Source organism: Pseudovibrio sp. Ad46, assembly GCF_001623065.1.
Taxonomy (GTDB): Bacteria; Pseudomonadota; Alphaproteobacteria; order Rhizobiales; family Stappiaceae; genus Pseudovibrio.
This window is the reverse complement of record NZ_LMCG01000077.1, coordinates 21,274-41,631: the sequence shown is the minus strand read 5'-3', so window position 1 is coordinate 41,631 and position 20,358 is coordinate 21,274. Positions and strand designations below refer to the sequence as shown.

Here is a 20,358-nt window from a genome sequence, read left to right as displayed (position 1 = left end):
TAGGACAAAATGGCACTTAAGACATTTAATCCGACATCTCCTGGCCGTCGTCAGCTGGTCCAGGTAGACCGTTCTGATCTTTGGAAAGGCAAGCCAGTCAAGAAATTGACTGAAGGTCTGTCCAAGTCCGGTGGTCGTAACAACCACGGTCGTAAGACTGCGAACAACATTGGTGGTGGTCACAAACGTACCTACCGCCTGATCGACTTCAAGCGTCGTAAATTCGACGTTGTCGGTACTGTTGAGCGTCTGGAATACGATCCAAACCGCACCGCTTTCATCGCTCTCATCACTTATGATGATGGCGAGCAGGCATACATCCTTGCACCACAGCGTCTTGCTGCTGGCGATAAGGTTGTAGCTGGTGAAGCTGTGGATATTAAGCCAGGCAACGCTATGCCTCTGGCTTCTATTCCAGTGGGTACCATCATCCACAACATCGAGATGAAGCCAGGCAAAGGCGCGCAGATTGCTCGCTCAGCTGGTGCTTACGCTCAGATCGTTGGTCGTGATGCTGGTTACACAGTCATCCGTCTGCTTTCCGGTGAACAGCGTCGCGTTCTTGGCACCTGTATGGCTACCGTTGGTGCGGTATCCAACCAGGACCACGCGAACATCAACCTTGGTAAGGCTGGTCGTTCCCGTTGGCTGGGTCGTCGCCCACACGTTCGTGGTGTTGCGATGAACCCTGTCGATCACCCACATGGTGGTGGTGAAGGTCGCACCTCCGGTGGACGTCATCCGGTTACCCCTTGGGGCAAGCCGACCAAAGGCAAGCGCACACGCAGTAACAAGTCCAGCGATAAGTTTATCGTTCGGTCTCGTCACGCGCGTAAGAAGTAAGAGGAACGGATCGTGGCACGTTCGATCTGGAAAGGGCCGTTTATTGACGGTTACCTCCTGAAGAAAGCGGATAAGGTTCGTGAATCCGGCCGGAATGAGGTCATTAAGACCTGGAGCCGACGTTCTACCGTTCTGCCGCACTTTGTGGGGTTGACTTTTGGCGTCTATAACGGTCAAAAGCACATTCCTGTTTTGATCAGTGAAGACATGGTTGGGCACAAGTTGGGCGAATTCGCTCCTTCTCGTACCTACTACGGCCATGGCGCTGACAAAAAGTCAAAGAGGAAGTAGCGATGGGCAAGCAGAAGCATGAGCGGATGCTCCCAGACAACGAGGCAAAGGCGGTTTGCCGCATGCTGCGGGTTTCCCCGCAGAAGTTGAACCTCGTTGCTGCATCCATTCGCGGTAAGAAGGTTGGTACAGCACTTGCTGATCTTACCTTCTCCCGTAAGCGCATTTCAGGCGACGTCAAGAAGACCTTGATGTCTGCTATTGCTAATGCGGAAAACAACCATGATCTCGACGTCGACAATCTTGTCGTCGCCGAGGCTTATGTTGGCAAAGCGCTTGTCATGAAGCGTTTCCAGCCGCGAGCTCGTGGTCGTGTTGGACGGATTCTAAAGCCGTTTTCCAACCTGACTATCGTGGTTCGGGAAGTTGAGGAGACTGCCTGATGGGTCAGAAGATTAATCCAATCGGTTTTCGTCTTGGCATCAACCGTACCTGGGACTCTCGCTGGTTTGCTAGCAAGAACGAATACGGCGATCTTCTTCATGAAGATTTTCGCATCCGCGAATATCTGCTTAAAGAACTTAAGCAGGCTGCTGTATCCAAGGTCGTCATTGAACGTCCGCACAAAAAGTGCCGTGTAACTATTCACTCTGGTCGTCCAGGTGTTGTTATCGGTAAAAAAGGTGCAGACATCGAACGTCTTCGCAAGAAGCTGTCCGAGATGACAAATTCGGAAGTGCACCTCAACATCGTTGAAGTGCGCAAGCCGGAGACCGATGCAGCGCTTGTTGCAGCATCTATCGCTCAGCAGCTCGAGCGTCGTGTTGCTTTCCGCCGTGCCATGAAGCGTGCAGTTCAGTCTGCAATGCGTCTTGGCGCCCAGGGCATCCGTATTAACTGCGGTGGTCGTCTTGGTGGTGCGGAAATCGCACGTATCGAATGGTACCGTGAAGGTCGCGTGCCTCTGCACACTCTTCGTGCAGACATCGACTACGGCACTGCTACAGCACACACCGCTTACGGCGCGTGTGGCGTTAAAGTCTGGATCTTCAAGGGCGAAATCCTTGAGCATGACCCAATGGCTTCTGAACGTCGTGCGACTGAAGGTGGTGGCAAGAGCGAACGCCAAGGTGGCGGTCGGCGTGAGCGCGCTGCGTAAGCAGCGCCTTCACACGGCTTAACTATTAAAGCGAGAGAAAACGATGCTGCAACCAAAGCGTACTAAGTTCCGCAAGCAGCACAAGGGCCGCATCCATGGTAATGCCAAGGGTGGTACGGACCTCAATTTTGGTGCCTTTGGCCTGAAAGCCATGGAACCAGAGCGGATCACCGCTCGTCAGATTGAGGCTGCCCGTCGTGCAATGACCCGTTACATGAAGCGTGCGGGTCGCGTGTGGATCAGAATCTTCCCGGACGTTCCTGTGTCCTCCAAGCCGGCTGAAGTCCGCATGGGTAAGGGTAAAGGTTCTCCTGAGTACTGGGCGTGCCGGGTGAAACCTGGTCGCATCATGTTCGAAATGGACGGTGTGTCTGAAGATATTGCTCGTGAAGCAATGCGTCTGGCCGCTGCTAAACTCCCAATCAAGTGCCGGTTCGTCCAGCGCATTGGTGAGTAATCGGACATCGAAAGGAAAAGGCCATGAAGGCTAGCGACGTAAGAGCTAAGACCTCAGATGAGCTCAAGGCAAACCTGGAAGAACTGAAAAAAGAACAGTTCAACCTGCGTTTCCAGAGAGCAACTGGTCAGCTCGAAAACACCGCTCGTGTCCGTCAGGTTCGCCGGGACATTGCGCGGATCCAGACAGTCTTGCGCGACAAGCGCGTGTCTGACAACGCATAAGGAGCTAATGATGCCAAAGCGTATTTTGCAGGGTGTCGTTGTTAGCGATGCGAACGAAAAGACAGTAACGGTGAAGGTAGAGCGTCGCTTTACCCACCCTTTGCTGAAAAAAGTTGTGCGCCGTACGAAGAAGTATCGTGCACATGACGAAAATAATTCTTACAAGGTTGGCGACACCGTTCAAATTGAAGAGTGTGCTCCAATCTCTAAGAATAAGAAATGGACCGTTGTTTCTACGGAAGCAGCGAGCTAGTGAACGCATCCAGCATTTCTAACTTTTAGAGTGCTGAGAAAGAACAAGGCGACGAGTCATGATTCAGATGCAAACTAACCTCGACGTAGCCGATAATTCCGGCGCACGTCGTGTCATGTGCATCAAAGTGCTCGGCGGCTCCAAACGGAAGTATGCTGGCGTTGGCGACATCATTGTTGTCTCCGTCAAAGAAGCAATTCCTCGGGGTCGTGTAAAGAAGGGCGACGTGATGAAAGCGGTCGTCGTACGCACGGCTAAAGACATCCGTCGTGCTGACGGCAGTGTGATCCGGTTCGACAGCAATGCTGCCGTCCTGATCAACAACAACAAAGAACCGATCGGAACACGTATTTTTGGCCCAGTTCCTCGTGAACTGCGTGGCAAGAATCACATGAAGATCATTTCGCTTGCGCCGGAGGTGCTCTGATGCCCGCGAAGATCAAAAAGGGCGACAAAGTCGTCGTAATTGCCGGTCGTGACAAAGGAAAGACTGGGGAAGTTCTCCAGATGATTCCATCTGACAACCGCGCTGTCGTGCGTGGCGTTAACTTGGTGAAACGTCACCAGCGCCAGACCCAACAGAGCGAAGGTGGTATCATCACAAAGGAAGCTCCTATTCAGCTTTCCAATATTGCCATTGCTGATCCTAAGGATGGCAAGCCGACCCGCGTCGGTTTCACGACTAATGATGCAGGCGCCACTGTTCGTGTCGCTAAGCGTTCAGGAGACGTGATTGATGGCTGACGCTACTTACACTCCACGGCTCAAGGCGCACTACAATGATGTAGTGCGTGGTGAGCTTCAGGAGAAGTTTAACTACACCAACCCAATGATGATCCCTTCGGTCGAAAAGATCGTTTTGAACATGGGTGTTGGTGAAGCTGTTGGTGACAGCAAGAAGGCTCGTATCGCTGCTGAAGATCTTAGCTTGATTGCTGGTCAAAAGGCGGTTATTACCCGTGCTAGAAAATCTATCGCGACCTTCAAGGTTCGTGAAGATATGCCGCTGGGTACTAAAGTTACACTTCGTCGTAACCAGATGTTCGAATTCATGGATCGTTTGATCACAATCGCGCTTCCGCGTGTACGTGACTTTCGTGGCTTGAATCCGAAAAGCTTCGACGGACGTGGCAACTACGCTATGGGACTTAAAGAACACATTGTTTTCCCTGAAATTGACTACGATAAAGTAGATCAAATGTGGGGTATGGACATTGTTGTTTGTACCAATGCTAAAACCGATGACGAAGCGCGTGAACTGCTGCGCGCGTTCAACTTCCCGTTCCGCAAATAAAAGCGGTATACGGGAAAGGAACGAGGACAGACGATGGCGAAGAAAAGCGCGGTCGAGAAAAACAAGCGGCGCGTAGCTCTTGTTAGTAAATATGCTGACAAGCGTGCTGCCCTGAAGGCCATGGCCAAGGACGAGAGCTTGTCCCTGGAGGAGCGTTTCAATGCACGGCTGAAGCTTTCAAAGCTGCCGCGCAATTCCGCGCCTACACGGGTACGCAACCGGTGTGAAGTCACAGGTCGCCCACGCGGTTACTACCGCAAACTTAAGATGTCGCGTATTGCGCTTCGTGAGTTGGGTTCCCTGGGCAAGATCCCGGGTCTCGTGAAGTCGAGCTGGTAAGGAGTTACTGCTATGTCGATTTCCGATCCAGTCGGGGATATGATCACGCGCATCCGTAATGCGCAGATGCGTCGCAAATCTAAAGTAAGCACACCTGCTTCTAAGTTGCGCGCACACATCTTGGACGTTCTGATTTCTGAAGGTTACATCCGCGGTTATACCGCTGTTGACTTCGGTGCAGGCAAGTCTGAGCTTGAAATTGAGTTGAAGTATTTCGACGGTGAACCAGTGATTCGCACGATTGAGCGCGTATCTAAGCCTGGTCGTCGCGTATATTCTTCGGTCAAGAACATCCCACACGTTGCAAACGGCTTGGGTGTATCTATTCTGTCTACTCCTCAGGGCGTAATGGCAGACCACGATGCACGTGAGAAAAATGTGGGTGGTGAAGTACTTTGTCGCGTCTTCTGACGCGGCATTGCACGATTAACTAAAATAACAGACAGGTTGATCTTATGTCTCGAATTGGCAAGAAGCCAGTCCCCGTGCCAAGCGGGGTAACGGCAACGATCAACGGCCAGAATGTTATCGTTAAAGGCCCGAAGGGGGAACTCTCCTTCGTGGTCAACGATCTCGTTTCGGTCGATATGGCGGATGATGGTATCCGTCTTGATCCGCGAAACCAGTCAAAGACTGCGCGTTCTTTGTGGGGTATGTCCCGCACCATGGTCGCTAACCTTATCACAGGTGTGACCTCCGGCTTCGAAAAGCAGCTGGCGATTACCGGTGTTGGTTACCGTGCACAGGTTCAAGGTAAGACCCTTAATCTTGCTCTTGGTTTCTCTCATGATGTCAAGTTCGACATTCCTGAGGGTGTAGAAATCAAATGTCCGAAGCCGACAGAAATTGTCATCAACGGCATTGACAAGCAGCAGATAGGGCAGGTTGCCGCGAACATTCGTGAATATCGCCCACCTGAGCCATACAAAGGCAAGGGTATTCGTTATGCGGACGAGTTCATCGTTCGTAAAGAAGGCAAGAAGAAGTAACGGTACGGACCATGGCGAATGGAAATTCTTTCGAACGTCGTCGCGCCCGTGTGCGCCGTTCGATCAAAAAGGTAGCGAACGGTCGTCCTCGGCTGTCCGTTTTCCGCTCATCCAAGCAGATTTACGCTCAGATCATCGACGATACCAAGGGTGTAACCCTTGCGTCCGCGTCTACCATTGAGAAAGACGTAAAAGTAGAAAACGGCGGCAATAAAGATGCTGCTGCTGCTGTAGGCAAGCTTATTGCTGAACGCGCTATTGCTGCTGGTATCAAAGAAGTCGTGTTTGATCGTGGTGGTTATATCTATCATGGCCGTGTTCAGGCCTTGGCAGATGCAGCACGTGATAGCGGTCTGAGCTTCTGATCAGCGCCTTTTGGTGCTCCTAGAGAACGGGAAACATTATTATGGCGAGACAGGATAACCGGGATCGTGACGAGCGCGACAGCGAATTTGTCGATAAGCTCGTTCACATCAACCGCGTCGCTAAAGTTGTAAAGGGTGGTCGTCGTTTCGGCTTCGCCGCTCTTGTAGTAGTTGGTGATCAGAAAGGCCGCGTTGGCTTTGGTCACGGTAAGGCTCGTGAAGTGCCAGAGGCCATCCGCAAAGCAACGGAAGCTGCTAAGCGTACTATGGTTCGTGTGCCACTTCGTGAAGGTCGTACTCTTCACCACGATGTTGAAGGCCGTCACGGCGCAGGTAAAGTTGTACTTCGTGCAGCACCTGCCGGTACCGGTATCATCGCTGGTGGTCCAATGCGTGCTGTGTTTGAGACACTTGGTGTCCAGGACGTTGTTGCGAAGTCCCTTGGTACTTCCAACCCGTACAACATGGTTCGTGCGACTTTCGATGCACTGAAAAAAGAAGACAGCCCGCGTTCTGTTGCAGCACGTCGTGGTCTCAAGGTATCTTCCTTGCAGGCTCGTCGTCGTGACAACGATGATGCGGCGCCAGTAAAGGCTGAGGCATAAGCCTCGCTTTTGCTGACTGAGAACAAGGGTTAGTGTCATGGCTAATACTGAAAAGACTGTAACAGTCGAACAGATCGGTAGCCCGCTTCGCCGTCCTGCTAGTCAGCGTGCTACGTTGATTGGTCTGGGGTTGAACAAGATGCACCGTCGTCGTACTCTGAAGGATACTCCAGAAGTACGCGGCATGATCCGTAAGGTTCAGCATCTGGTTCGCGTTTTAGACGAAGCATAAGCGGACCGGGAGAACTATCATGAAGCTCAACGAACTCCGGGATAACCCGGGTGCTGTTTCGGACCGAACCCGCGTAGGACGCGGTATCGGTTCCGGTAAGGGCAAGACTGGCGGCCGTGGTGTCAAAGGTCAGAAGTCCCGTTCGGGTGTTGCTATCAAGGGCTTTGAAGGCGGGCAGATGCCATTGCATCGTCGTCTTCCAAAGCGCGGCTTCACCAATATCTTTGCTAAGGACCTGAACATTGTGTCCTTGGGTCGTGTTCAGACAGCAATCGACGCTGGTAAGCTTGACGCTTCCGCGACGGTGACTGTTGAAGCACTTGTTGCAGCAGGCGTTGTTCGCCGCGTTCTGGATGGCGTACGCCTTCTGTCCGACGGTGAACTGAAAACTGCTGTAACTTTCGAAATTGCTGGTGCTTCCAAAACTGCTGTTACAGCAGTTGAAAAAGCAGGTGGCAAGGTCGTAATCAAGGAAGGCAAGGCTTAACAGCCTTGTCTTTTTTTCGGGGTGTATCCAAACTGACCGGAGCGCGGAATGGCTTCTGCTGCCGAGCAACTTGCTTCAAACCTTAACTTTTCTGCCTTTGCTAAAGCCGAGGAACTGAAGAAGCGGATCTGGTTCACGCTAGGCGCGCTTTTGGTTTATCGATTCGGAACCTATATCCCTCTGCCTGGAATTAATCCTGACGCGCTCGCACAGGCCTTCGGAAACGTACAAACTGGCATTGTTGGCCTGTTTAACATGTTCTCCGGTGGTGCTGTCGAGCGTATGGCTATTTTTGCCCTCGGCATCATGCCTTACATTTCTGCGTCGATTATCATCCAGCTTATGACTTCTGTTGTTCCTGCTTTGGAACAGCTGAAGAAAGAGGGTGAGCAAGGCCGGAAAAAAATTAACCAGTACACACGTTTTGGTACAGTGATTCTGGCAACCTTCCAGGCCTACGGTATTTCCGTTGGTCTTGAGGCTGGCGCGAACATTGTTATCGATCCGGGCTGGTTCTTCCGTATTGCAACAGTTCTTACCCTTGTTGGTGGTACTATGTTCCTGATGTGGCTGGGTGAGCAAATCACCTCTCGCGGCATTGGTAACGGCATTTCTTTGATCATTTTCTCCGGTATTGTTGCCGGGCTTCCTTCTGCGATTGCTTCCACTTTGGAACTTGGTCGTCAGGGCGCGCTCGCAACTCCAATCATTTTGGCAGTTATCATACTGTCTGTGGTGGTTATCGGCGTTATCGTCTTCATGGAACGTGCACAGCGACGTTTGCTGATTCAGTATCCACGTCGCCAACAGGGCAATAAGATGTTTGAGGGGAACACATCGTTCCTGCCACTCAAACTCAATACGGCTGGTGTTATTCCACCGATTTTTGCGAGCTCCTTGTTGCTGGTACCAGCGACTGTAGCCAGTTTCCAAACCGGTGATTCCACTGGTTCGATGGCGTGGTTGACAACAATCACTGCGCTGCTGGGACACGGTCAACCAGCCTACATGGCTCTTTATGCAGCATTAATCATCTTTTTCTGCTTCTTCTACACCGCGATTGTTTTCAATCCGTCGGAGACAGCAGACAACCTCAAGAAGCATGGTGGCTTCATTCCAGGAATTCGTCCAGGCGAACGTACTGCGCAGTACATTGACCATGTGCTAACTCGCATTACGGTTGTCGGTGCAATATACATTACTCTCATTTGTTTGTTGCCAGAGTTCCTGATCTCAGCAACGGGTGTTCCGTTCTACTTCGGTGGTACGTCTCTGCTCATTGTTGTTAGCGTCACCATGGATACCGTTTCTCAGATCCAGGGGCACCTTCTTGCTCATCAGTACGAGGGCTTGGTGAAGAAAACGAAGTTGAGGGGGAAACGTAGATGAGATTGATTCTTCTTGGCCCTCCTGGTGCTGGTAAAGGCACTCAGGCAGGTCGACTTGTTGCGGTGCATGGTATTGTCCAGCTTTCGACTGGTGACATGCTTCGTGCAGCTGTTGCAGCTGAAACCGAAGTCGGCTTGAAGGTCAAAGATGTTCTGACACGTGGTGACCTGGTTTCTGATGACCTGATTTGTTCCATCATTTCTGATCGTATTGATCAGGCTGATTGTGCAAGAGGCTTCATTCTGGACGGTTTCCCACGCACCATTGCTCAGGCAGACGCTCTTGGCGAACTGCTTGAGAAGAAGGACCAGAGACTTGATGCTGTTGTGCAGCTGAAGGTTGATGAAGGTATCCTTCTTGAGCGTATCGAAACACGTGCTCGTGAAAGCGCGGAAGCTCGATCCGATGACAATGCAGAGTCTTTGAAGAAACGTCTTGCAGTTTACAACGAGCAGACAGCCCCGCTTATCAAGTACTATGGTGAGCGGAACATGCTGATGGGCGTTGATGGCATGAAGTCCGTTGACGAGGTTGCTTCAGAGATCGATACGATTTTGAGCACGGTTTAATCCGTGCTTTTTGAAGGCAGGCGCTTGCGCTTGCCTTTATAATAAAGTATAGCCGGCGCACATCGACACCATAATCGATTGGCGCCGGTTTTCCTTGGGAAACCGAGGCTGATCTTTTTGCTGTGTGATGGTGCGCCCTCAACCTGCCTGGTTGTAGGTGTGTTATCGGCAAAAAAATGGGAGAGGGAACAAACGTACCCTCGTAATTGGAGAAAACAAACGTGGCACGTATTGCTGGCGTCAACCTTCCGACGAATAAGCGCGTAGTTATCGCGCTGCAGTACATTCATGGCATTGGTGCGAAGTTCGCGCAGGAAATCACCGAGAAAGTCGGTATTGCTGCAGAGCGTCGCGTCAACGAACTTTCTGATGCAGAAGTTCTGAAAGTCCGTGAAGCAATCGACGCTGAATACACCGTTGAAGGTGATCTTCGTCGTGAAACTGCAATGAACATTAAGCGTCTCATGGACCTTGGCTGTTACCGTGGCCTGCGCCACCGTCGTGGTCTGCCTGTCCGTGGTCAGCGCACTCATACCAACGCTCGCACCCGTAAGGGCCCTGCTAAAGCGATCGCTGGTAAGAAGAAATAACTAGCCGGTTATCCGGTGGAGCCGCCGGCTATACGGCGGTGTAGATATCGAAGTTAGGAAATATAATGGCTAAAGAATCGACGCGCGTGCGTCGTCGCGAACGGAAGAATATTTCTTCAGGTGTCGCGCATGTGAACTCTACGTTCAACAATACCATGATCACCATCACCGATGCTCAGGGCAATGCGATCTCTTGGTCGTCTGCCGGCGCGCTTGGCTTTAAGGGTTCTCGTAAGTCTACCCCTTATGCTGCACAGGTCGCTGCCGAAGACGCTGGTCGTAAGGCTGCTGAACACGGCATGCGTACTCTCGAAGTAGAAGTACGTGGTCCAGGTTCTGGACGTGAATCCGCTCTGCGTGCGCTTCAGGCTGCAGGTTTCGTTATTACATCTATCCGTGATGTAACTCCGATCCCGCACAATGGTTGCCGCCCACGCAAGCGTCGCCGCGTCTAACAGTTCGTTAGGCTAGTTTTCCACCCAGGCAAGGATTAGTTGACTTTTAGGTCAACGGGAAAGCCAGAGGGTTTATGAACGTGACTATTCAAAAAAATTGGCAAGAGCTTATCAAGCCAACTAAACTCGACATTCGTGCTGGCGATGATGCACGCTTTAAGGCTTCTGTGATTGCAGAACCTCTTGAGCGTGGCTACGGCCTGACTCTTGGTAACGCTCTGCGCCGCGTTCTGCTTAGCTCTCTTCAGGGTGCTGCAGTGACTGCGGTTCAGATTGATGGCGTTCTCCATGAGTTCTCATCAATTCCTGGCGTTCGTGAAGATGTGACTGACATCATCCTGAACATCAAGGAAATCGCGCTTCGCATGGAAGGCGAGGGACCAAAGCGTATGGTTCTGCGTAAGCAGGGTCCTGGTGCGGTCTACGCTGGCGATATTGAAACTGTAGGTGACGTTGAGGTTCTTAACCCAGGTCTGCTGCTGTGTAACCTTGATGAAGGTGCGGAAGTTCGCATCGAATTCACTGTAAACACCGGCAAGGGTTATGTTCCAGCTGCCGCTAACCGCCCAGAAGACGCTCCAATCGGTCTGATTCCGGTTGACAGCCTGTATTCTCCGGTTAAGAAGGTTTCTTATAAGGTTGAGAACACCCGTGAAGGTCAGGTTCTTGATTATGATAAGTTGACTTTGACTGTTGAAACTGACGGATCTGTGATCCCTGAAGATGCAGTAGCATTTGCTGCTCGTATCTTGCAGGATCAGTTGTCTATCTTCGTGAACTTCGAAGAGCCACAGCGTGAAGTTCAGGAAGACACAGTCGCGGAACTTGCGTTCAACCCAGCACTGCTGAAGAAGGTTGATGAGCTTGAGTTGTCTGTACGTTCGGCAAACTGCCTGAAGAACGACAATATCGTATATATTGGCGATCTCATTCAGAAGACAGAAGCAGAAATGCTTCGTACACCGAACTTCGGTCGTAAGTCTCTCAACGAGATCAAAGAAGTTCTGGCGCAAATGGGCCTGCATCTCGGTATGGAAGTGGCAAACTGGCCGCCTGAAAATATCGATGAGCTCGCTAAGCGCTACGAAGACCACCAATATTAAAGGAACAGGAACCGAGCGCGTTGCGTGAGGTTCCGGCGATCTGATGTACTAGATCGTAATTGACTTAACAAAGGAGAGGGCCATGCGCCACGGTAATTCCGGCCGCAAGCTCAATCGGACGTCAAGCCACCGTAAAGCGATGTTCGCTAACATGGCAGCTTCGCTCATCCAGCATGAGCAGATTGTTACGACGCTTCCGAAAGCAAAAGAGATGCGTCCAATCATCGAGAAGCTCATCACTCTGGGCAAGCGCGGCGACCTGCATGCACGTCGTCAAGCAATTTCCCAGATCCGCGACACTGCAATGGTAGCAAAACTGTTTGATACCCTCGCAGAGCGTTATGCGGACCGTCAGGGTGGTTATTCTCGCGTGCTGAAAGCTGGTTTCCGTCATGGTGATAATGCACCAATGGCTGTTATCGAGCTGGTTGAGCGCGACGTAGAAGCTAAAGGCGCTGCAGATCGTGCACGCGCTGCTGCTGAAGAAGCTGCTGAGACAGCTGAAGCTGCTGCATAAGCTTTTCGCATAAGCGATTTGAAAAAGGGTGCCTTCGGGTGCCCTTTTTTGTTGCCTGAATGAAATTCACTCAAGAGCTCTTACTTTTTGCAGAACGAATCTGATGAAATAGTTTGCGTAGCGTGAGTTTTAACAGGTGGAACTGAATTGCTCGGGTCAGGTTGCTACTGCAACTTATCATAGTGCAAGGCGCTCCGAGTTTTGTGAGAAAACATAGCTAAATCATATCGGTATTTCAATTTTTCTTCGATTTGAAAAGCATTTTAAATATTTGTTTTAAGCGGAGATTAACACTATAGCCCGACTATGCTCCCAACGTATTACTCGGGGGCAAATATGCGTTCTAAATCTGATGAGAGCGGCTCTGTATCCTCACCTAGAGTCAAAAATTATTTTAATCGTATTGCTGTTCGTCTTCCATTCATTATGGTTGGGCTTGCAATTATTGCGAGTGCCGTTGTGGCATTCCTTGGGTATACGCGTGCTGAGAGCGCGCTGACTGAAGCGAGCAAGACACAGCTCGTACTCGTGGCACAGGCTCGTCGGGATACTCTCGATGAAAAGCTGGAGCGCGTTGATAGCGATATCAAGCGTCTGGTCAAGAGTAGCGCTATGCGCGTTACCATGACCGACTTGCTGGCCTCCATGGATTCTCTGAGTGCAGATAAGGATGACATCCTTAGCTACTTCCAAAAGAGTGGCTCTTCTGTTGCTGATCGTCTGCAGCTGACTGGGAATGGTAACAAGACGCTTTATTCCTGGCGTCATGCTGTTGTTCATCCAGACTTTGTGGCGAGTGTAACCGGTGGAGGTTATGCGGACATCCTGATCATGGATGCAAACGGTCTGGTAATTTACTCTGCGACCAAATCCTCTGAGTTTCTTGAGAGCGTGAAGGATGGCAAACTATCCGGCACATTGCTCAGTCAGGAATTCAATAAGGCGGCGAAAGCCACTGAAGGCGACGTGGTCTATTCTGAGATCGCTCAATATGCGCCTGATGGAAATTCTGCATCTCTTTTGATTTCGGCTCCTGTGTTTGTTGAAGACTTCAACCAGGTCACGTTTAAGGGGGTTATCTCCATTCGTCTCGGCTCTGAGTTCTTCGATAGTGTTTTGCAAAATCGTGAGAATATGGGTGAGACTGGTCAGACCTATCTGGCACGCATTGATGGCACCATCCTTTCCAATCAGGTTCTGTCTGATGTGCCGACGGCACTGGTGAAGAAAGATGATCCAGAGGTTGTTGCCAAAGTTGTTGAAGACCTGCAGGCGAACCTGGAAAGCAATGTTGGTTTTGCTGAAGTGAAGGAACAGTTTGTTCTGGCCCTGCCACTTGGTTTTGAAAAACTCCCAACCGTTATTGTTGCAAAGACTGATGTAAGCGAAGCGCTGGCTGTGGTTCATGCCCTCGCTAAAGAGATCATCATTAGCGGATTGATCGTGTTGGCAGTTGTTGCTGCAATTGGCATCTTCATGGCACGTAGTCTGTCTACTCCGCTTAATCGACTGTCAGCCAATCTTAATAAGATTGCGAACGGCAATCTGGATGTGGAGATTATCTCTGCTCAGCGTAAGGATGAGATTGGCGATATTGGCCGAGCTGTTCAGTCTTTCCAAGTTGGTCTTGTCCGTGCAAGAGAGCTGGATGAGAAACAGGTGCGTGAGCAACATGAACAGGAAGAGCGCGTGAAACGCGTGGATGCTTTGAACGAGAACTTTGATGTTGGCGTTCGAGACATCCTGACCACTGTGACTGATGCTGGCGGTAATCTGGAAACCACCGCGAAGAGTATGGCAAGCATCTCTGAGCAGACCAACACTGAAGCGCAGACGGTGTCTTCAGCCTCTGAACAGTCTTTGATGAACCTTCAGGCTGTTGCGGGTGCTGCTGAAGAGCTTTCTGCGACTGTTGGTGAGATTGACCGTGAGGTTCGTCGTTCTGCTGATGTTTCCAAGCAAGCGGCTGAGAAGGCTGCTGCGGCTGAGGTGTCTGTGAACGGTCTTATGGAAGCTGCTCAGCGCATTGGTGAAGTTGTATCTCTCATCAATGATATTGCTGATCAGACCAACTTGTTAGCACTGAATGCGACGATTGAGGCTGCTCGTGCTGGCGAAGCTGGTAAGGGTTTTGCGGTTGTTGCATCCGAAGTTAAAGGCCTTGCAAACCAGACTGGCCAGGCAACTGGCGAGATCAGTGTTCAGATTCAGTCTGTTCAGGCTGAGACCGAGAAGGCTGTTGCGGCTATCAAGGAAATCAGCACGGTTATTGGTGACGTGAATGAAGCGGCGACTGCGATTGCAGGTGCTGTTCAGGAACAGGCCGTGACTGCAACAGATATCTCCAGCAATATTCAGCAGGTGACTTCTGGTAGTTCTGAGGTTGCTCAGGCTATTACCCGTGTGAGCATGATCGCAAGTGACGCTGGTCATGAAGCAGAGAATGTTCTTGGCGCTGCAAATCAGCTGACACACCAGTCAGAAGAGCTGAAGAACATGGTTGAACAATACCTTGAGAACATCCGGGCAGCCTAAATTCTGTCAGGTTTTATCGAGACGAGTGAGGCGCCGGGGAGACCCGGCGTTTTGCGTTTTGAGCAGGTGAGATCTTTTTTAGTACACTCAAACTGTTACTAGTTTGAAATCCACATGCAGTTTTCGGGGATACGAGCTCGCTGCTTAAAACCGACAGATTGGCCTTTTCATTTCCATATTGCAGACTTATCTGTAACCTGCTGCTCCCAAATCTTTTGAAAGAAAATCATTGTGAACTGGGGGCTCTTGCCGAAGGGATTTAAGAATGGGTCAAATCAGGAAGTCAGCTGCTCACCTGCTTTTTTGTGCAGTTCTTGGGACTACTGGCGTTGTTGCAATGCAAAGCACTGGTGCACTGGCCAGTGAAAAGACTGTTCCAACATCTCAAGCCGAGATTTCACTTTCCTTCGCTCCTATTGTGAAGAAGGTCGCGCCAGCGGTGGTGAATGTGTACGCAAGTCGTACCGTGCAAGAGCGCCGCAGAGTTTCTCCATTCTTTGATGATCCGTTCTTCCGTCGTTTCTTTGGTGAGCAATCCGATCGGTTCGCACCTCGTTCGCGCAGCCGCGTTCAAAGCTCCCTGGGCTCTGGTGTGATCGTTTCTGCTGATGGCACGATTATTACCAACCATCACGTTATCGCGGGCGCTGATGAGGTGCGTGTGGCACTTTCTGATCGGCGTGAGTTTGATGCTGATATCATCTTGATGGATGAGCGCACAGATCTTGCCGTTTTGAAGGTGCGCAATGCAGAAGGGGCGTTCCCTGTTGTGCCGTTTGCCAACTCTGATGAACTTGAAGTGGGCGATCTGGTGCTGGCGATTGGGAACCCGTTTGGTGTTGGGCAGACAGTGACGCAGGGAATTGTCTCTGCTGTTGCGCGAAATCAGGTGGGCGTCTCGGACTATCAGTTCTTCATTCAGACAGATGCCGCCATCAATCCGGGTAACTCGGGTGGGGCGCTGGTTGATCTAAACGGTCATCTTGTTGGTGTGAACACTGCGATCTTCTCGCGTTCCGGTGGCTCCAACGGTATTGGTTTTGCAATCCCTGCCAATATGGTGGAAGTGGTTGCTTCAGCTGCTGATGACGGCGGTATCGTGCGCCGCCCGTGGGTTGGCACCAGTGTGCAGCCAGTCAGCTCTGATATTGCTGCCAGCCTTGGGCTGGAGCGTCCTAGCGGGGTTCTGGTGACACGTATTCAGGAAGGAAGCCCAGCTGACCGTGCTGGTATTCGTGTCGGCGACCTGATCATGTCTGTTGGAGGCACTCAGGTGGATGATCCAGATGCTTATGGTTACCGTTTGGCTACGAAGAAAGTTGGTGGTGTTACGCGTTTTGAGATGTTGCGCGGTGGTGAGGCCTTTGCTGTTGAGATCAGCCTTGAGCGTGCGCCGGAAACTGTGGCTAGAGATGAAAGAGAGATCAAAGGGAACTCGCCATTTACTGGTGTACGGGTTATGAATCTTTCTCCTGCTGTGGCTGAAGAGTTGCGCATGTACAACGAGTTTTCAGGCGTTGTAATTGCTGATATTAAAGCTCGTAGTACTGCTGCCTATGTCGGCTTTAAACCCGGTGATATCGTGGTTGAGATTAATGGCGCTGAAGTTCAAAGCACCAAAGACCTTTCCAAGCTGACCGGCACAAAGCAGCGCACCTGGAACATCACTTTCAAACGTGATGGTCAGCTACGACAGGTAAGTTTGCGATAATGCTGTTTTGAGAGTTTTACCCTCCAAAACAGTTTAGAGGAATGTTGAGAGACCATGAGTGATCTATTTTCCGCCAATGGGATGGATCAGCTGGAAGACAGGCCGCTTGCAGACCGCATGCGGCCTCGTGTTCTGGAGGATGTTGTCGGACAAGGCCACCTTTTGGGTGATGCTGGTATTTTAAGCCGCATGCTGCGGTCCGGCTCTCTGGGGTCTCTCATCTTCTGGGGGCCTCCGGGTACCGGTAAGACCACGGTTGCCCGTTTGCTTGCAGATGCTACGGAACTGGAATTTGAGCAGATCTCTGCCATTTTCTCCGGTGTTGCTGATCTCAAAAAGTGCTTTGAGCGGGCTAGAGGACGTCAGATTTCCGGCAAACGGACTTTGCTGTTTGTTGACGAGATCCATCGCTTCAACCGCGCTCAGCTGGATAGTTTCTTGCCCGTGATGGAAGATGGCACCATCACTCTGGTCGGTGCGACGACTGAGAACCCGAGCTTTGAGCTGAATGCGGCGCTGCTGTCCCGTTCGCATGTGTTGACGTTCCATTCACTCGATGAAGATGCGCTGATTGATTTGCTCAAACGCGCGGAAGAGGTGATGGGGCGTGACTTGCCGCTGGATGAGGATGCGCGTTTATCTCTCGTGCGTATGGCAGATGGTGATGGCCGGTCTGCATTGACTTTGGCGGAAGACGTTTGGCGTACGGCTGGCGATGACGAGATTTTCGACACGGAACGCCTTGCGGAAGTGGTGCAGCGACGTGCGCCGATCTACGACAAGACCAAGGACGGGCATTACAATCTCATCTCTGCGCTTCATAAGTCTATTCGCGGGTCGGACCCGGATGCGGCGCTCTACTGGATGTGCCGGATGCTAGAGGGCGGAGAAGATCCGCTATACATCATCCGCCGTTTGACAGTGATGGCTTCTGAAGACATTGGCATGGCTGATCCCAATGCGCTGGTGCAGGTGAATGCTGCACGTCATGCGTTTCAGCTGGTTGGTTCACCAGAAGGGGAGTATGCACTGGCTCAAGCCGCAGTCTATCTGGCTACAGCTCCCAAGTCCAATGCGTCCTATCTGGCTTATAAAGCTGCTCGCATGGATGCGCGGGAACATGGATCTCTTGTGCCGCCAAAGCACATCCTGAACGCACCAACCACGCTTATGAAGAAGATGGGGTATGGTGAGAGTTATCGTTACGATCATGATGAGCCAGATGCGTTTTCTGGTCAGGATTACTTCCCTGAGAAGATGGGCCGGCAAAAATATTATGAGCCGAATGCCCGTGGCTTTGAGCGTGATGTTCAAAAACGACTGAGCTATTGGGATCGCTTGAGAAAAGAGCGCGGCACTGCCTAGAGCTGTCTGTCTGGGTTCTCGTTGGGACGTTGCGACAGAATTCGTTGTTTCGCCTTTTCTGAAAACTGGCGGTCACTTTTCAAGACTACACATAAACTACACGTAACTTTGTTTGGGTTTCCCGATTGCATTCGGGCATCCTAATTCGCACACTGACATATGAGCTTGTTGCGTTCATTTATATCTGCGCATCATACTCTGACTTCTTTATTTAAGCGAATTCTGGTGCATGCATGAGGCAACTTGAGCTGAGATTGGGACTGGTGCTGTATGGCGGGGTTTCACTCGCCATCTACATGCACGGTGTCACCCGTGAACTCCTAAATCTTCAGCGTGCTTCCCATGCGTTGCATCAGTTGCGGCGGGACCGTGAGCGCGGTGTTGAGAGTGATGTCACTCTCGAAGGCTCAGCGAAATCCTACTTCGACCTTCTTGAAAGTTTTGGGCCACAGCTGGACCTGCGGGTTGTGATTGATGCAATCTCTGGCGCGTCTGCCGGAGGTGTGAATGCGATCATGCTGGCGCGGGCACTGGCGCATGATCTGCCGCTCAAGCACCATAGCGATTTATGGCTGTCGCTTGCTGATGTTGACAAGCTGGCCAATGAAACATCCGGGGTCAGCAAACATGCCAAGCGGGTGCTTGCGCCCATTCTGGATAAGCTGCTGGTTTTCCTTGGGACTGACGTTCCCCAAAACAAGGAAACACGCACCAAGCTGCGAGATTTTATCAGTTCACGATGGTTTACGCCGCCGTTCTCAGGTGAGCGCTACTCAGGATGGCTGGTGGATGCTTGCCGCGCGATGGATGAAGAGGATCGCGGGGAGACGCTGATCCCTTATGGACAGCGGTTGGAGCTGTTCGTGACACTCACGGATTTTCACGGTGTGTTGCGGCGTATTGCGTTGCATGATCCCGAGTTTATTGAGGAGTTGGATCATCGACGTATTGTAAAGTTCAATGCCATTCATCGGGTGTCCAGCGGTTTGCATAGCCAGATGAGTGCGGAGTGTATTCCTGATCTGGTCTTTGCTGCGAGAGCGACTTCTAGTTTCCCTGGAGCCTTTCCGCCTATGAGTGCTGAGGAGATGGATGGCGTTCTTGAACGTCAGGGTCTTGAGTGGAGCGGGCGTGAAGCGTTCCTAACCAACGTGCTTCATGCCAATTGCGATGCAGAAGGGGAGCGTATCTTCATTGATGGATCGTTGGTGATGAACAAGCCCTTCGAACCGCTTATTGGTTCCATTGCACAACGACCTGCAGCTCGCGAAGTGGTGCGTCGTTTACTATATCTGGATCCGTTGCCCTTCTCGCACCGTGATGTGCCAGCTGAGCCAGAGCCTCCGGGCTTCTTCAAAAGCATTTTCGCATCGTTAGCTCACATTCCGCGTAATGAACCGATTGGTGATGAACTGCAGGAGATTGAGCAAATCAACATGAAGGTGCGGCGGATTCAGGAAGTGGCTGAAGCTGCATTGCCGATGGTCCGCCATGAAGTGCAGCTGTTGCTTGAAAAGCATGGCAGCCTGCCAGAGACCGAGGGTGACTTTTCAGTTGTGCGGCAAGGGTCTGAGCTGGCAGCGATGGAGCAATCTGGTTTTGCCAATGCCGGTTATCTTCAGCTTCGTTTGGGGCATCTGGCCCACCGGGTTGTCTTGTTGATTTCCGAACTTTCCGGCACGCAGCAAGAGGGGTGCGTTGAAAAGGGCGAGGAGGTTGCTCTCTGGTCCTGGGAAAGCGTGGAAGAAGTGGTGGTGAATGCGCTAACCTTCTCCAAAGAAGAGGAGGGGGAAGCGCAGCGGGATCAGGCTAAGATACTTCGTGAGCTGAAGAGCCTTGATGTTGACTATCGCATTCGGCAGTTGCGGTTTTTGATCGAGCAGATCAACAAGTTCTATCACCATGAAGAGATTGCTGGGTCTGTTGAGTTTGCGCGCCATCTGGATGTGTTTAAGCGTGAACTTTATGGGCAGATTGCCAACTTGCGGAGCCGTTGGTCCGAGGAGTTTTATGGCACAGAGACCATCTACCTTGCGACGCTGCTGAAGGAAGTATCGCCGCAATTGGAGACAGTGCGCAAAGTGCTTGGGGTTCTCAGCCTTCGTATGGGGCTTGCCGACCTTGATAAACTGACAGATTCCATTGTGTTTGAGGGAGTTGGCAAGCTGGGTGATCTGAAGGCGGCGCAAGGTATTCTTGAAGGCTATATCGGCTTTCCGTTCTTCGACACCAGTATGTTTCCGGTTCAGCAGGCGCTTGATGCTTTTGAACTTCGTAAGATTGAGGTGGGGCGCATCAGTCCAAAAGATGCGCAATTGCTTTGTCCCGGTGGCGTTGATTTGAAAGGCGCGCAATTGCAGATGTTTGGTGCCTTCTTCAACCGCGGATGGCGCGAGCATGATTATCTGTGGGGACGGCTCAACGCTGCAGAGCGGCTGGTGCGGTTACTGCGGGATGTTTATCATCAGTGCCACGGGTCGGCACAGCGGATTGCTCCTGGTGATGATATGAACCTGCGCGCGATATTCCTTGACATTCTGGATGAGGAAGAAGCGCATCTGGAAGATCATGAAGAGTTGGTGGAAGCTTGTCGTGAGAAGGTTGATGAGGTCTTCTCTAAGGGATGTTAGTTACTGTGCAATTTGT

The 20,358-nt window shown here is 51.4% G+C and carries 27 protein-coding genes; all 27 read left to right on the top strand.

Going from position 1 to position 20,358, the window contains the following annotated elements:
- Positions 1 to 9 precede the first annotated feature (9 nt).
- The 27 genes from rplB to PsAD46_RS21645 all read left to right on the top strand — a co-directional run bounded on the left by rplB (position 10) and on the right by PsAD46_RS21645 (position 20,342).
- Positions 10 to 843 (top strand): 50S ribosomal protein L2, encoded by an 834-nt coding sequence (gene rplB, locus PsAD46_RS21775; protein WP_057463436.1) that lies wholly within the window; start codon positions 10 to 12, stop codon positions 841 to 843.
- Between the two features lie 12 nt (positions 844 to 855).
- Entirely contained in the window at positions 856 to 1,134 is a 279-nt protein-coding gene (rpsS, locus tag PsAD46_RS21770) for a 30S ribosomal protein S19 (RefSeq protein WP_057463435.1), read from the top strand.
- Between the two features lie 2 nt (positions 1,135 to 1,136).
- Complete coding sequence (gene rplV / locus PsAD46_RS21765) at positions 1,137 to 1,517, top strand: 50S ribosomal protein L22 (RefSeq protein ID WP_057463434.1); 381 nt, start codon at positions 1,137 to 1,139, stop codon at positions 1,515 to 1,517.
- Positions 1,517 to 2,233, top strand: coding sequence for a 30S ribosomal protein S3 (gene rpsC, locus PsAD46_RS21760; RefSeq protein ID WP_057463433.1), 717 nt, complete (start codon positions 1,517 to 1,519; stop codon positions 2,231 to 2,233). Before rplV ends, rpsC begins: the two co-directional genes overlap by 1 nt.
- Positions 2,234 to 2,276: 43 nt before the next feature.
- Positions 2,277 to 2,690 carry a 50S ribosomal protein L16 gene (gene rplP / locus PsAD46_RS21755; protein ID WP_057463432.1) on the top strand — a complete coding sequence of 138 codons (414 nt, stop codon included), beginning with the start codon at positions 2,277 to 2,279 and terminating at the stop codon, positions 2,688 to 2,690.
- Positions 2,691 to 2,713: 23 nt separating this feature from the next.
- The gene (gene rpmC / locus PsAD46_RS21750; protein ID WP_063289479.1) at positions 2,714 to 2,914 is read left to right on the top strand and encodes a 50S ribosomal protein L29; all 201 of its coding nucleotides are present in this window, start codon (positions 2,714 to 2,716) and stop codon (positions 2,912 to 2,914) included.
- A gap of 10 nt (positions 2,915 to 2,924) precedes the next feature.
- The gene (rpsQ, locus tag PsAD46_RS21745) at positions 2,925 to 3,167 is read left to right on the top strand and encodes a 30S ribosomal protein S17 (protein ID WP_057463454.1); all 243 of its coding nucleotides are present in this window, start codon (positions 2,925 to 2,927) and stop codon (positions 3,165 to 3,167) included.
- A 58-nt stretch (positions 3,168 to 3,225) separates the two neighbouring features.
- Positions 3,226 to 3,594 carry a 50S ribosomal protein L14 gene (gene rplN, locus PsAD46_RS21740; protein ID WP_057463430.1) on the top strand — a complete coding sequence of 123 codons (369 nt, stop codon included), beginning with the start codon at positions 3,226 to 3,228 and terminating at the stop codon, positions 3,592 to 3,594.
- Positions 3,594 to 3,911 carry a 50S ribosomal protein L24 gene (rplX, locus tag PsAD46_RS21735; protein ID WP_057463429.1) on the top strand — a complete coding sequence of 106 codons (318 nt, stop codon included), beginning with the start codon at positions 3,594 to 3,596 and terminating at the stop codon, positions 3,909 to 3,911. Before rplN ends, rplX begins: the two co-directional genes overlap by 1 nt.
- Positions 3,904 to 4,461 carry a 50S ribosomal protein L5 gene (rplE, locus tag PsAD46_RS21730; protein WP_057463428.1) on the top strand — a complete coding sequence of 186 codons (558 nt, stop codon included), beginning with the start codon at positions 3,904 to 3,906 and terminating at the stop codon, positions 4,459 to 4,461. Before rplX ends, rplE begins: the two co-directional genes overlap by 8 nt.
- A gap of 33 nt (positions 4,462 to 4,494) precedes the next feature.
- Positions 4,495 to 4,800 (top strand): 30S ribosomal protein S14, encoded by a 306-nt coding sequence (gene rpsN, locus PsAD46_RS21725; RefSeq protein ID WP_057463427.1) that lies wholly within the window; start codon positions 4,495 to 4,497, stop codon positions 4,798 to 4,800.
- 12 nt (positions 4,801 to 4,812) lie between these two features.
- Positions 4,813 to 5,211, top strand: coding sequence for a 30S ribosomal protein S8 (rpsH, locus tag PsAD46_RS21720; protein WP_057463426.1), 399 nt, complete (start codon positions 4,813 to 4,815; stop codon positions 5,209 to 5,211).
- Between the two features lie 44 nt (positions 5,212 to 5,255).
- Positions 5,256 to 5,789: a 50S ribosomal protein L6 gene (rplF, locus tag PsAD46_RS21715; protein WP_063297934.1), complete on the top strand. Its 534-nt coding sequence runs from the start codon at positions 5,256 to 5,258 to the stop codon at positions 5,787 to 5,789.
- An 11-nt stretch (positions 5,790 to 5,800) separates the two neighbouring features.
- Positions 5,801 to 6,154: a 50S ribosomal protein L18 gene (rplR, locus tag PsAD46_RS21710; protein WP_057463424.1), complete on the top strand. Its 354-nt coding sequence runs from the start codon at positions 5,801 to 5,803 to the stop codon at positions 6,152 to 6,154.
- 41 nt (positions 6,155 to 6,195) lie between these two features.
- On the top strand, positions 6,196 to 6,759 hold the full coding sequence (rpsE, locus tag PsAD46_RS21705; RefSeq protein WP_063292674.1) for a 30S ribosomal protein S5: 564 nt from the start codon (positions 6,196 to 6,198) through the stop codon (positions 6,757 to 6,759).
- Between the two features lie 37 nt (positions 6,760 to 6,796).
- Positions 6,797 to 6,991, top strand: a complete 195-nt coding sequence (gene rpmD / locus PsAD46_RS21700) for a 50S ribosomal protein L30 (RefSeq protein WP_057463423.1) — start codon at positions 6,797 to 6,799, stop codon at positions 6,989 to 6,991.
- A 19-nt stretch (positions 6,992 to 7,010) separates the two neighbouring features.
- Positions 7,011 to 7,478: a 50S ribosomal protein L15 gene (rplO, locus tag PsAD46_RS21695; protein WP_063300623.1), complete on the top strand. Its 468-nt coding sequence runs from the start codon at positions 7,011 to 7,013 to the stop codon at positions 7,476 to 7,478.
- Between the two features lie 48 nt (positions 7,479 to 7,526).
- Complete coding sequence (gene secY / locus PsAD46_RS21690; RefSeq protein ID WP_063292673.1) at positions 7,527 to 8,867, top strand: preprotein translocase subunit SecY; 1,341 nt, start codon at positions 7,527 to 7,529, stop codon at positions 8,865 to 8,867.
- Positions 8,864 to 9,436: an adenylate kinase gene (locus PsAD46_RS21685; RefSeq protein WP_063307858.1), complete on the top strand. Its 573-nt coding sequence runs from the start codon at positions 8,864 to 8,866 to the stop codon at positions 9,434 to 9,436. The genes secY and PsAD46_RS21685 overlap by 4 nt, the downstream gene beginning before the upstream one ends.
- A 221-nt stretch (positions 9,437 to 9,657) precedes the next feature.
- Positions 9,658 to 10,026: a 30S ribosomal protein S13 gene (gene rpsM / locus PsAD46_RS21680; protein ID WP_063289475.1), complete on the top strand. Its 369-nt coding sequence runs from the start codon at positions 9,658 to 9,660 to the stop codon at positions 10,024 to 10,026.
- Between the two features lie 65 nt (positions 10,027 to 10,091).
- Entirely contained in the window at positions 10,092 to 10,481 is a 390-nt protein-coding gene (rpsK, locus tag PsAD46_RS21675; RefSeq protein WP_054664941.1) for a 30S ribosomal protein S11, read from the top strand.
- A 74-nt stretch (positions 10,482 to 10,555) separates the two neighbouring features.
- The gene (locus PsAD46_RS21670; protein WP_057463419.1) at positions 10,556 to 11,584 is read left to right on the top strand and encodes a DNA-directed RNA polymerase subunit alpha; all 1,029 of its coding nucleotides are present in this window, start codon (positions 10,556 to 10,558) and stop codon (positions 11,582 to 11,584) included.
- Positions 11,585 to 11,666: 82 nt separating this feature from the next.
- A complete protein-coding gene (gene rplQ / locus PsAD46_RS21665; RefSeq protein ID WP_057463418.1) occupies positions 11,667 to 12,101 on the top strand; it encodes a 50S ribosomal protein L17 in 435 nt (144 codons plus the stop codon).
- A 336-nt stretch (positions 12,102 to 12,437) separates the two neighbouring features.
- A complete protein-coding gene (locus tag PsAD46_RS21660) occupies positions 12,438 to 14,636 on the top strand; it encodes a methyl-accepting chemotaxis protein (protein WP_063292672.1) in 2,199 nt (732 codons plus the stop codon).
- Between the two features lie 265 nt (positions 14,637 to 14,901).
- Positions 14,902 to 16,347, top strand: a complete 1,446-nt coding sequence (locus PsAD46_RS21655) for a Do family serine endopeptidase (protein ID WP_063292671.1) — start codon at positions 14,902 to 14,904, stop codon at positions 16,345 to 16,347.
- Positions 16,348 to 16,401: 54 nt separating this feature from the next.
- Complete coding sequence (locus PsAD46_RS21650) at positions 16,402 to 17,712, top strand: replication-associated recombination protein A (protein WP_057463415.1); 1,311 nt, start codon at positions 16,402 to 16,404, stop codon at positions 17,710 to 17,712.
- 233 nt (positions 17,713 to 17,945) lie between these two features.
- The gene (locus PsAD46_RS21645; RefSeq protein ID WP_063307857.1) at positions 17,946 to 20,342 is read left to right on the top strand and encodes a patatin-like protein; all 2,397 of its coding nucleotides are present in this window, start codon (positions 17,946 to 17,948) and stop codon (positions 20,340 to 20,342) included.
- Positions 20,343 to 20,358: the final 16 nt, after the last annotated feature.